Origin of the sequence: Lysinibacillus louembei (assembly GCF_033880585.1) — a bacterium.
Taxonomy (GTDB): Bacteria; Bacillota; Bacilli; order Bacillales_A; family Planococcaceae; genus Metasolibacillus; species Metasolibacillus louembei.
In genome coordinates this window covers 1,382,384-1,394,668 of the sequence record NZ_CP137624.1, presented here as the reverse complement: position 1 = coordinate 1,394,668, position 12,285 = coordinate 1,382,384, and the positions used below count along the sequence as shown (strand labels likewise).

General features: G+C 37.8%; 11 protein-coding genes and 1 pseudogene. 5 read left to right on the top strand and 7 right to left on the bottom strand.

Going from position 1 to position 12,285, the window contains the following annotated elements; genetic code table 11:
- Window positions 1-3 precede the first annotated feature (3 nt).
- From R6U77_RS06930 to R6U77_RS06915, 4 genes are all read right to left on the bottom strand, one after another.
- Complete coding sequence (locus tag R6U77_RS06930) at window positions 4-378, bottom strand: YybH family protein (protein ID WP_319837923.1); 375 nt, start codon at window positions 376-378, stop codon at window positions 4-6.
- On the bottom strand, window positions 371-940 hold the full coding sequence (locus R6U77_RS06925) for a DNA-3-methyladenine glycosylase I (RefSeq protein WP_319837922.1): 570 nt from the start codon (window positions 938-940) through the stop codon (window positions 371-373). Before R6U77_RS06925 ends, R6U77_RS06930 begins: the two co-directional genes overlap by 8 nt.
- Window positions 941-952: 12 nt before the next feature.
- A complete protein-coding gene (locus tag R6U77_RS06920) occupies window positions 953-2,251 on the bottom strand; it encodes a YcdB/YcdC domain-containing protein (protein WP_319837921.1) in 1,299 nt (432 codons plus the stop codon).
- An 89-nt stretch (window positions 2,252-2,340) separates the two neighbouring features.
- The gene (locus tag R6U77_RS06915; RefSeq protein ID WP_293921740.1) at window positions 2,341-3,636 is read right to left on the bottom strand and encodes an MFS transporter; all 1,296 of its coding nucleotides are present in this window, start codon (window positions 3,634-3,636) and stop codon (window positions 2,341-2,343) included.
- A gap of 198 nt (window positions 3,637-3,834) precedes the next feature.
- Here R6U77_RS06915 and R6U77_RS06910 point away from each other — a divergent pair, with 198 nt between their 5' ends.
- Window positions 3,835-5,085 carry a helix-turn-helix domain-containing protein gene (locus R6U77_RS06910; protein WP_293921741.1) on the top strand — a complete coding sequence of 417 codons (1,251 nt, stop codon included), beginning with the start codon at window positions 3,835-3,837 and terminating at the stop codon, window positions 5,083-5,085.
- Between the two features lie 38 nt (window positions 5,086-5,123).
- Here R6U77_RS06910 and R6U77_RS06905 read toward each other — a convergent pair whose 3' ends face one another.
- Entirely contained in the window at window positions 5,124-6,149 is a 1,026-nt protein-coding gene (locus R6U77_RS06905; protein WP_293921743.1) for an AI-2E family transporter, read from the bottom strand.
- Between the two features lie 271 nt (window positions 6,150-6,420).
- Between R6U77_RS06905 and R6U77_RS06900 the strand changes: the two genes are divergently transcribed.
- Together R6U77_RS06900 and R6U77_RS06895 are read left to right on the top strand one after the other, a co-directional pair.
- The gene (locus R6U77_RS06900; protein WP_319837920.1) at window positions 6,421-7,467 is read left to right on the top strand and encodes a DmpA family aminopeptidase; all 1,047 of its coding nucleotides are present in this window, start codon (window positions 6,421-6,423) and stop codon (window positions 7,465-7,467) included.
- Between the two features lie 82 nt (window positions 7,468-7,549).
- Entirely contained in the window at window positions 7,550-9,322 is a 1,773-nt protein-coding gene (locus tag R6U77_RS06895) for a cation:proton antiporter (RefSeq protein ID WP_319837919.1), read from the top strand.
- 48 nt (window positions 9,323-9,370) lie between these two features.
- Here the strand turns inward: R6U77_RS06895 and R6U77_RS06890 are convergent.
- A pseudogene (locus R6U77_RS06890) lies at window positions 9,371-9,484 on the bottom strand (phosphoribulokinase); the annotation flags it as partial.
- 129 nt (window positions 9,485-9,613) lie between these two features.
- On the opposite strand from R6U77_RS06890, the gene R6U77_RS06885 reads away from it, so the two are divergent.
- Window positions 9,614-10,594 (top strand): diaminopimelate dehydrogenase, encoded by a 981-nt coding sequence (locus R6U77_RS06885; RefSeq protein ID WP_319837918.1) that lies wholly within the window; start codon window positions 9,614-9,616, stop codon window positions 10,592-10,594.
- Between the two features lie 65 nt (window positions 10,595-10,659).
- On the top strand, window positions 10,660-11,835 hold the full coding sequence (locus R6U77_RS06880; RefSeq protein ID WP_319837917.1) for a M20 metallopeptidase family protein: 1,176 nt from the start codon (window positions 10,660-10,662) through the stop codon (window positions 11,833-11,835).
- A 63-nt stretch (window positions 11,836-11,898) separates the two neighbouring features.
- Here the strand turns inward: R6U77_RS06880 and R6U77_RS06875 are convergent, their stop codons facing one another.
- A complete protein-coding gene (locus tag R6U77_RS06875) occupies window positions 11,899-12,228 on the bottom strand; it encodes a c-type cytochrome (protein ID WP_293921763.1) in 330 nt (109 codons plus the stop codon).
- Between the last annotated feature and the right edge of the window lie 57 nt (window positions 12,229-12,285).

The following is a 12,285-nucleotide window of genomic DNA, read 5'->3' as shown; positions in this document are numbered from 1 at the left end:
CCTCTACTCCCCTTTACTCAAATGCTCATGTATTAACTTCCAATCATCATATTCATTCTTCACAAAAATATTTGTCGCCCTACCATGTCCCGAAACATACTCCCCCTCATAATAGCCTGAGTAGTGGTAAGTATATAGACAGGTTGCAGTATCTCGATTTGTGACAAGCCATCCAACATCTCTTGCTTCATATACTTCCTCTTTAATGAGATTCCAAGCATTTTCAAAATAATGCTGGATGTCTGTCATTGTTCCACACTTTTTATCTGTAAACCAATAAACAACATTTGGATGAAGCATTCGTTGAACATTCGCAAAATCATGTGAATTTGTAGCTTCTATATAGCTCGTTAATGCTTGCTCATATGAATTATTCATCGGTCTTCGCCTCATAGCAAAAGCAGTTTTGCACATGATCATTCACCATACCAACTGCCTGCATAAAAGAATAGCAAATTGTGCTACCAACGAATTTAAAGCCGTCCTTCTTCAGTTGCTTGCTCATTTTATCGCTAATTACTGTTGTAACAGGCACTTCAGCTAATGTCTTCCAATGATTAACAATCGGTTGATGGTCAACAAATTGCCAAATATAGTTTGAAAAAGAACCATGCTGTTCTTGCATGCGTAAATAAGCTTGTGCATTCGTAACGACACTTGCAATTTTTAGACGGTTGCGTACAATACGTGTATCTTCTCTTAGCTCAGCTAGTTTCTCCTCTGTATAGTGCACGATCTTCTCCGCATTAAAGTCATCAAAGGCCTCACGATAGCCTTCGCGCTTTTGTAAAATCGTCCACCAGCTCAATCCCGCCTGTGCCCCCTCTAAGCAAATCATTTCAAAAAGCTTTTGATCATCATAAACAGGCTTGCCCCATTCTTTATCATGATACTCTACGTATAATGGTTCATCTAATTTTACCCATCCGCAACGTTGCATACTTTATCCCCCTTAATCTCTGTAAGTAATAACTGCGCCACTTAACGCATCAACATAGCCTAATCTCTTGCCTGTTTCCTTATCATAGCCGTAGTACATCAATTTAGAGCTGCCTATTTCATTGCCCATATCCCACTCTAAACGAAATGCTAAATGTGCCAAAAATATTTCCTTTGCCTGCTGTGCTGAAATTGCTGGCATATCTGGAACTTGACGCAATTTTTCCATATCAACATGCTGACCGTGATAAGATTCCACATCTCCTGTCGAACAATTAATCTTAACAGTTACCCAATAATGAGTTTTAATATTTTGCGTTTTCATTAAACGAAACCTAAAAGTGAGATACGAATCTCTCTCATCTATTTCTAATTGTAAATAGGGGTATAGCTCAGGTACAACAAGCTGTAAAAAATCAATCGCCCTTTGCAATGCTTCCTCATAACTAAGCTGCAAATTACCCTGACGTTCTTTAAACCATGTCATACCTATTAGCTGACCTGTATGCATATCAACCCTTGCATGAACTGTCCTCTCATACAAATCCCCTGCCTTGTTCTCGCCCCAAACAATCCTTTTAACATTGTTATATACTTTTTCATCAACAACCTGCATGTTACCTAGCCCTAGCACTTCCTCTAATGACAAATTAGGCTTAGATGCGAATAGTGGCAACGTTTCATAGCGAATATTACATATTGGCTGGTCTATGGTAGGCTCTAACATGTCGGCTTGATAAATAGGATATATATCATCTAACTCATAAACAAGGCGTGGCTGCTCTGCGATTTTTGCGACTACTAAACGCATGCAAATATGTGCCTTAGCATTTTCGTGTAAAATATCTTTATCGACTAGTTTGGTAGGAATTTCAGGTATAGGCAGTTTGCCCATATCCATTAACTCCACTAGATTACCTGCTTTATCAAGACCTACAACGATACCAGCATTAGCTAAAGGCAAATCCATCACAAGCTGCCCGTAACGAAACTCCTCAATGTCCTCAAGCATCCCCGATTTATAAAAAGTAAAATCAGCCAAGGCATTTGGATAATGTGCTAACAAAAATTGATCCGCCAACCTCCGTCTTTCCTCTTGTGATATTTCTTCATTTGCTGGCACTTCATAGCTATCCTTCGAAACAAAATAACTTGTTATATGACCATCTTGATTTAACTGCACCTTGATACTTTCCCGCTCGTCTCCCCAAATAAATAAAGACTCCATACCTGACTCCTCAATAATTAACTGAAAATGCTGCGCTGGCTTTGCAATACATAATGCTCGTTCCTTTAACTGCTGATGATTCATAACCAACCCCCAAACAGAATATACGTTCCCTTCATTATAATTCAATTTCTCATTTTATACAACTATTTCCAAAGAAAAAAGAAGGGCATTCACCCTTCTACTTCCTCTAACATATTCAATTTCCTTTTATCCTCTAACTCTGGATGTGCCATTCTAATAACAGAGCCGCGCAATAATATTAAAACGATTGCTATTAAAATCGTACCACTGACTATTAAAACATATTGTGCTGGCATCATATCGTATAAAACACCATATATTAACGTTCCTAAGGGCATCATGCTCATTGCCATCATTTCTACAATACCAAATACACGCCCTTTGTACTCCTCATCTACTGATGTTTGCATAATAACCCCTATTGGTGTATTTGTTGTAACACCAAACCCGCCAGCAACAAACATTAGCACTAAATAATAAATAAAGTTGACCGTATTTGACCAGCTAAATAATAATGGTACAGCTACTAGAATAACGGATATTGCCATCAACAACGTTGAACGTTTAACAACAACCAATGGAAATTTTAAATTGCTGCGAGTAGCTAAATAAATCGCTGTTATTAACATACCAATCGCCGCTGCCGCTTCGATGAAGCCAATTAATTGTGGCTGGAATTTTAAATTTGTTAACAGCACAAAGCCGATACCTACACTCAAGCAAGTGAAAAATAAATTTAACCATAACGCTGTCCATAAAATGGCACGTACAACGGGCTTTGTTTTTAAATAGACAAACCCTGCTTTAAAGCTTTGCAGCATCGTTTCTTTTTGTGCAGATGCTACTACTGGCTTTTTATATAATGTAAAGTTCATCGTTGATTCTAGCAATAGTGTAATAATTGCTGCGATAATAAAAATAGCTAAAAATACTTCCATTGAAGCAAAGCCAAACAACATCCCACCTACAATCGGTCCACCAATGCCTGATACTGAAAGCGATAGTTGATTAAAGCTCATCGCCTTTTGAATGCGCTCCCCATCCACTAAATTCGAGATTGAAGCTGAAAATGCTACACTAGAAAACGAGCTAAAGATACTATTAAACAATGTTGCTAAGTAAATCGCTGTTAAAGATAGCCCCACAGTCCATGTATAAAGAAGTAACGTACTAACTGTTAAAATTACACCTGCCTGCCCACCAAGTACAAGCCATTTCCTTGGTACTTTATCCCCTATTAGCCCTGCAATTGGAGAAATAATCGTTCTTGGCACAATGCTGAATAAAAGATTTGCAGCAAAGCTTAAAGATGATCCTGTCATCGACAGAATGTACATACTAATGCCGAATGTATACACACTTGAACCAAGCGCACCAATCATTTTACTTACTAAAAACGTGTATAAATGATACGTTGATTTTTTATATTTTAATTTTTCATCCATCTCGTTCCACACCCTTTTGTTTAATTTAATTAAACTTATTGTAAAACACGAATTTTCAGAATGCAACAAAAAGTTTAATTAAATTTAAATAAATATTTAAAATCCCTCAGAAGAAGTATTAATTTGTTTAATTTAATTAAAATTAATACCCTATAATTTATTTATTTGCTATAATTGCATATAGCGAGGTGAGGCCTTATGTTAAATATAGGGGCAAAAATAAAAGAGCTACGCAAAGAGCGCAAGATGACGTTGGCACAAGTAGCAGGAGATCGTCTAACAAAGGGCATGCTTAGTTTAATCGAAAATGGCAAAGCCCAGCCTTCGATGGAGAGCTTACAATATATTGCAAGTCAGCTTGAAATAGATGTTGCTGAATTAATACAATCAGAGGATAACAAGCAAGTGCGTGAAACTTTCATGCAAGTAGAACAGTTATATTCACAATTTAAAAAAGAGTTTAATAAAGAACAGCGTGAAATAAAGGGACAAGAGTTGTTACAGTTGATTCAGCCTTTAATGCAGTCAGGAAGCTTAAAAGGAAGTAATTACGAAGAAGTACGACTACTGGAACTTTATTTATTAGTGCGTTATTTACTAAAAATTGATCGTTCTATCGAGCCATTTTTACCTTTAGCTAAAATGTATGAAAACATTCATGCTTATTCTAAAGTATTAGAATGCTTTACTCGTTTAGGCGGCATTAAATTTGGACAACATCAACTTGAACAAGCACTCCACTATTTATTAGACGCTAAAAAATATATTGAACGTTATAATTATTTAATTGGTGACTTTGAAAAACTTGACTATTACTACAATTTAACTGTTATCTATGCGGCATTAAATGACGACATCAAAATGGAGGAGTATTTAAATTTAGCTTTAAATATAACGAAGGAAAAAGGAGTTTTATATCGCTTTAATGATTTTTATCGTTTATTATTTTTCATCAATTGCTCAAAGGGAGATGCTGAAAAAAGTAAATATTACTTGAACAAATTAAGGTTATTTATGGAGCTTTTCGAAAATCCTTTTGACGAGATACTGTATTCTTTAACTACATTGTTTTATATTAATCGAATTGAGCATGATTATCTTAAAGCATTAGCAGTAACTATTGATAATCATCGTCTACCTGAAGATGCATTAAATCATGCGATGGTATTTATTAATGGAGAACACGCTTATGCGCATTGGCAGTTAAAACAATATGGTGAAGCAAAAAAATGTTTAGCTACATTATTCGTACCCGAAGCTACAATCCACCCTATTGATTTAGCCATTATTTATCGCTCTTATGCCGTTCGAGCACTTTGTTACTATGAAGAAGGCGATATAGAAAATGCAAAACGCGATATATTGTACGCAATGGATGGCGTGAAGGAGTTTAAAGATACATTAGATAAGCAATTCATACTGCAAGCGTATGAGCGCATTATGCAATGAGGCTGTTGAGATTATGCTCTCAACAGCCTCACTTTTATTTATTCTAGCTTTTTCTGCTTCGATGACGTAACATCGAGCACATCTAACAGGAACATAAACAATGGAATACCAATAATTAGTCCCCAAACGCCTAAAAAATGCTCAGAGAATAAGATTACCATAAACGTATAAAAAATCGGCAAATCTGTTTTCGCTGACATTAGCTTCGGATTTAGGAAATATGCCTCAATACCGTGTAAAACAACGACTATAACTAAAATATAGACGATATACATAAAACCACCGATGCTATAGGCAATAATCGATAACGGGATTAATGAAATAATAACACCTGCTACTGGAATTAAACCAAGCACGAAAATCATTACCCCTAATGCGATTAGATGTGGGAAGCCCATAAATGATAAAACAATAATAGATAATGCACAGTTCACTGTTGCAATAATAAATTGTGCCTCAATTACTTTGCCGAAAGAACGAATAAATACTTTCGAGAAGTATTCTAGCTCATCATATAAAGGAGCAATCTTACTCTTTTTAAACTTCATCGTAAATTCAACAATGCGATGCTTATCAAGCATTATAAATAAGCTTAAAATCGCTGCAATTAAAATTTGTAAAAGCAACTTCCCAATATTCGTAATATTTTCTACGATAAAATTAACACCTTGCTGCAAATATTGCTCCAGCTCAATTTTCTCAATTGTTGGTGCTAAATACTTCGTAATTTCATTTTCATTTGGATTAATATTAAAATTCATCATCAAATTAAAGAGCTGTGTAATTTGCTGTGAGACGAGTGGTAAATATTTATAAACCGTTCCAACAACTCCTGCGACAAACAATAAGTAAATAATAACTGTAATGACCGCTTCTTTTATAGGCACATATTTTCTAATGGTGCTTGTTAGCTTTGTGCTTAAGCGATTCATTAAATATGTAATAATAAATGTAAACAGGATGAGATCGAGCATACTGCGCATTAAATATAATGCAACCCCGATACCAAGCAAAATCATAAACCGTTTAAAGCCATGACTTCTAAAAAAATCCCACACAAGCATTCTACTACTCAAAATATGGACAAAGCCTTATTGTCGGCCTGTCTAGTAGCAGCGACCTCCTTTTGTTTTTCAAATTTTTTAGCCTCCGTATTTTCTCGAAAGCTTTAAAAATGTGACTTTAATATCATTTAGCCTATCCATAATCTATTCATTATTATACCGTTGATAGCGAATAGAACCAAAGAATTATTATTCGAATTTGAAATTTAATGATAAAATTTTTCTCATAAATCATTCATTCAATTATTTAGATATTTTAGGAGGTTTAAAAATGAGCAAAAAACTACGCGAATACGGAATTATTATTGGACAACTACTAACAGGCACTAAAAATTGCATTACAGATGTTGAAGGCGTTCAAATCGGACATGTTACGCTAGATGAGCCTTTAAATGACCAAGGTGATTACGCTTGTACAGGCGTCACAGCAATACTTCCTCACACTGGCAATTTATTTGAGCAAAAAGTAACAGCTGCTAGCTATGTATTAAATGGCTTTGGTAAAACAACAGGGCTTGTGCAAGTGAATGAGCTTGGCGTACTAGAAGCCCCTATTATGCTGACAAATACATTTAGCGTACCCGCTGTCACACAAGGAACATTACAGTATATGCTTGAGACAAATGAAGCAATAGGTCAAACAACAGGAACAATTAATATTGTCGTTGGTGAATGCAATGACAGCAATTTGAATTCGATTCGACACTGTGCAATTACACCTGCGCACGCAATGAAAGCCATTCACAGTGCAACGAATGATACGATAGCTGAAGGAGCAATTGGTGCAGGTAAAGGTATGGTTTGCTTTGGTTATAAAGGCGGTATCGGCTCATCCTCACGCATCGTGGTAGCTAATGAAGAAATCAGCTATACAATTGGTTGCTTAGTATTGAGTAATTTCGGACGCAAAGAGGATTTTTTAGCTGAGCGTTATTCAGCCAAAACTGAGCAACATCAAGATACAGTAGCTCCTACAGATGGCTCCATCATTATCGTTTTAGCAACAGATGCACCACTTAGTAGCAGACAGCTGCAACGTGTCATTAAACGCTGTGGCATCGGTCTTGGTCGTACAGGCAGTCATTTTTCACACGGTAGTGGCGATATTGTCATTGGATTTACAACGGCTCGCACAATTCCACACAAAACTGAGGAATTATTCGAAGCACGGAAACAGCTACGCGAGGATCACCCTGTAATGAATCAATTATTTGCCGCAGCTGCAGAGGCGACCGAGGAGGCAATTTTAAATTCTTTAGCACAAGCGAAAACGACAATAGGTCGCAATGGCCATACTGTGCATGCATTTCAATTTTAAACAGGAGTCATGTTTAACTATTTAGAGAAAAGGGTAATTTAAACTTCTTAATCATAGATTCTTAGTAAAGCAGGTGATACATATGTTTGAGACATTGCTATTTCAACTAGCCTTTGTTGTCTTTATTGGATTATTTTCTCAATGGTTAGCGTGGCGTTTCCGCATGCCAGCTATCGTTGTGATGAGTATAGCTGGCTTGATTATTGGGCCATTTACAGGACTTGTTGTACCGCAAGAAACATTTGGTCCTATTTTCCAAACAGTCGTGTCATTAGCTGTTGCTGTTATTCTGTTTGAAGGTAGTTTAAGTCTTGATTTCCGCGAAATTCGTGGCTTTCGAAAGTCAATTACACGCATTTCAACAATCGGTGCAGCCATCGCATGGCTTGCTGGATCAGCTGCTGCACATTACGTCGCTGGTTTGCCGTGGGCTGTTGCCTTTGTCATCGGTGGATTATTCATTGTAACGGGACCAACAGTTATCCTTCCATTGCTACGTCAGGCAAAATTAAAAGAACGACCTGCCGCTATTTTAAAATGGGAAGGAATTATTGTTGACCCATTTGGGGCATTACTTGCACTATTTGCTTATCAAGTTGTCTTAGCACTTTATCAGTTGGAAGGTGGTACATCACTCGGTACGTTCTTTATTTCAGCTCTATTAGCTGCATTACTTGGTGGTGTCGTAGGATTTTCAACAGGACAAGCCTTGGAACGAGGGATTATTCCTGAATTTTTAAAATCCCCTATGCTTCTTGCCACTGTGTTAATCGTTTTTTCATTAAGTGATGCCATTATGCATGAAACAGGACTATTAGCTGTTACAGTAATGGGCTTAGTTATGGGGAATATGCACTTAACAAGCCACCATGATCTTTTACATTTCAAAGAAAATATTTCTGTCATTTTAATTTCAACTGTCTTTATTATGTTAACTGCTTCTCTTACACTAGATACGCTTGTACAAATTTTTGATTGGCGCATGTTGCTTTTTGTATTAGTAATGATGTTTGTTGTGCGACCATTATCCATATGGCTATCAACCATTAATGCTGGACTCTCCTTACAGGAACGGGCTTTAATCGGTTGGATTGCACCACGTGGTATTGTCGCATTGACCGTTTCCGGTTATTTCGCAACAGCATTACAAGAAGCTGGCTTTGAGAGTGCAGAATTATTAACTGCGTTAACATTAGCACTTGTTTTTGCAACCGTTATAGCACATGGCTTTAGCATCGGTTGGTTAGCGAAAAAGCTTGGATTACAGGCTGGAAATAGTGAAGGTATTATTATTGTTGGTGCTTCAGCATTTACAAATGAGCTTGCTATATCTCTACAGCAAAACAATATTGATGTATTATTAATGGATCGTTCATGGGAGGATTTATCTACCGCACGAAAAAGTGGTGTTAAAACAGAGGTTGGCGATATTTTAAGTGAGCACACCGAATTTCATGTAGATTTAACACCCTACAATCAATTGATAGCTGCTACAATGCAGGATGCTTATAATGTACTAATTTGTGCAGATTTTGTACCAAGCTTAGGGCGTAAAAATATTTATCAAACAGCATTACATTCTGCTGACCCTGCTAACTATTCACGTAAATATGGTGGGCAAGTACTCGTGCAAAATCATATCGATATTCATGAATTAAACTATCTTATTGAACATGGAGCGAGCTTGAAGCAAACAAAGATTACAGATGTCTACACGATTGATGACTACAGTCAACAAAACCCAAATGCCGTAATGATTTACGCATTAACAGCTGAAGGCGAGCTTATTCTCAATATGGTGGAGGAATACGATAAAATTAAGCACAGCCCACATACAATTATTAGCTTAGTATAATTTTTTAGCCAAACGTTGTCCGTTTTGGATACGTTTGGCTATTTATCATTATGTGAAATTCATCATTTTTTCGAGTACTTGTCCTTCCTGTGTGGACTTCACAACAATATCAAAATGTTGACTATATGGGTGCATCAACACTTTATACTGAATTCTTCTTTCATTTAATTGTCACAAAAAATATATAATCAAACTATTGTGAATGTTTTAAACAGAAAGTATGATAATGAAGTAAAAGTAAATAAAACATATATATTTACTTCATTATTACAAGTACTGGGAGGTAATCAGATGACGAATATTCGAGTTGGTATCGTAGGCTACGGCAATTTAGGTCGTGGTGTAGAACATGCAATCTCTCAAAATCCTGATATGGAGCTAGTGGCGGTTTTTACACGTCGTGACCCAGCAACAGTGAAAATTGCTAGCGATGCAAAGGTATATTTAATAGATGATGCGGAAAAGTTTAAGAATGACATTGACGTTATGATTTTATGTGGTGGCTCCGCAACAGACTTACCAGAGCAAAGCCCTCATTTTGCACAATGGTTTAATATCGTTGATAGCTTTGACACACACGCAAAAATTCCACAGCACTTCGAGGCTGTAGATGCAGCTGCACAAAAATCTGAAAAGGTAGCTGTTATTTCTAGTGGTTGGGACCCAGGTTTATTCTCATTAAACCGTGTAATTGGCGAAGCTGTTTTACCTGTAGGTACGACATATACTTTTTGGGGAGATGGCTTGAGTCAGGGGCATTCTGATGCAGTGCGCCGCATTGAAGGCGTGAAACATGCTGTTCAGTACACATTGCCAATTAAAGAAGCTGTTGAACGTGTTCGCAATGGAGAAAGTCCTGAGCTATCTACACGTGAAAAACATGCTCGCGAATGCTGGGTTGTATTACAAGATGGCGCAGATGCAGCGAAAATTGAGCAAGAAATCGTAACAATGCCTAATTATTTTGACGAATACAATACAACAGTAAACTTTATTACAGAGGAAGAGTTTACAGCAAACCACACTGGTATGCCGCATGGCGGATTCGTCATCCGAAGTGGGGAAAGTGGCGCAAATGACAAGCAAATTCTAGAGTTTTCCTTGAAGCTTGAAAGCAATCCAAACTTCACTTCAAGCGTTCTTGTAGCATATGCGCGTGCAGCTCATCGTTTACAGCAAGCAGGCGATCACGGAGCAAAAACTGTTTTTGACATTCCATTCGGCTTACTATCAGCAAAATCAGCAGCTGAATTACGTAAAGAATTACTATAACAAAGAGGCTGTATGGAAAACTAATTTCCATACAGCCCTTCATTTTATTATAAGGAGCGATTCATATGTCTTTATTATCTAAAGCACAAGCAATTGCAGCAGAAATGATTGCTATTCGTCGTCATCTTCATCAGCACCCCGAGCTCAGCAATCAAGAATTCGAAACAACAAAGCTTGTCGCAAGCTATTTATCAAAATGGGACATTCCTTATACAATAGCAGAAAGCGGTACAGGTATTGTCGCCCTCATTCAAACACCGAATGCTACAAAAACACTAGCGCTTCGAGCAGATATGGACGCATTGCCTATCGCTGAGGAAACCGCTGTTCCGTATAAGTCCATATATACAGGTGTGATGCATGCATGTGGACATGATTTGCATACCGCAGTACTGCTTGGCACAGCAAAAATGCTCATTGATAATCAGCATTTATTGAAGGCGAATGTGAAATTAATTTTCCAGCCTGCTGAGGAAATTATGAGTGGTGCAAAGGAGATGCTACAAGCGGGCGTATTGAAAAATCCAAAGGTAGATGCGGCAGTTGCCCTCCACACTTCACCAGACTTATCCGTCGGTGAAATAGGCATCCGCCAAGGAGCAATGCTTGCCGCATGTGATAATATCACCATTACAATTAAAGGAGCAGGCGGTCATGCCGCACATCCACATAAATCGGTTGATCCAATTATGATTGCAGGGCATGTGCTCACTTCCCTACAAACAATTATATCAAGAGAGCTTCCACCTACAGAACAGGCGGTTGTAACAATTGGACAAATTCATGGTGGTGAGGCACATAATATTATCCCTGAAACAGTTATTATGAAAGGCACTGTACGCACGACAAATCCTGCAATTCGTGAGCAAATGCCTACCATCATTGAGCGCATCATTCACCATACCGCACAAAGTATGCGTGGTGCTGCAACGTTGCATTATGAACATGGTTGTCCTGCTCTTATATCAGATATGCCATTATTGCAATTGTTTGAACAGGTAACGAGTGAACTACTCGGGGAAGAACATGTCGTACATATGCCTGTACCATCAATGGGCGGTGAAGACTTTGCCTACTTTTTAGAGCAAGTGCCCGGCTTTATGTTTAGAATGGGGACTGGTAGCGACAATGAAAACACCCGTCGTGCCTTGCATAATCATAAAGTGGAATTTGAAGATGAAGCAATTCAATATGGGATTGCAGCAATGGTAAATTTCGCGCTGACATATGGGGAAGTATAGCAAAATAATCAAGGGCTATATGAAAAGCAGCTGTTCGCTTACTTTCATATAGCCCTCCTTTTATTATTTCAATGTTAAAATATAATCTGCCACTGCTTCCTCATTTCCTTTAGCGGCTCCCGCAGGCATTGCACCTTTACCATTCTTTAAAATATCAACGATTTCCTCTTTAGATAATGTTAAGCCATGTAAGTTAGGTCCCATACCGCCAGTTAAATCGCCGCCATGACAGCCAATGCATTGCGCCTTTGCAACACTTTCTCCAGTAGCTACCGTATCTGTTGATGAATCTGGTTTTTCTTCCTTCGCTTTATCTCCGCCACCACATGCAGCCAGTCCAAACACCGCTAGACCGCCAGCTAATACTACATGCATAAAACGTTTTGTCATCATCCTACACCTCATTTTGTATTTTTCACCCTACATCTCAGCAACCCATAGCTCCTCCAT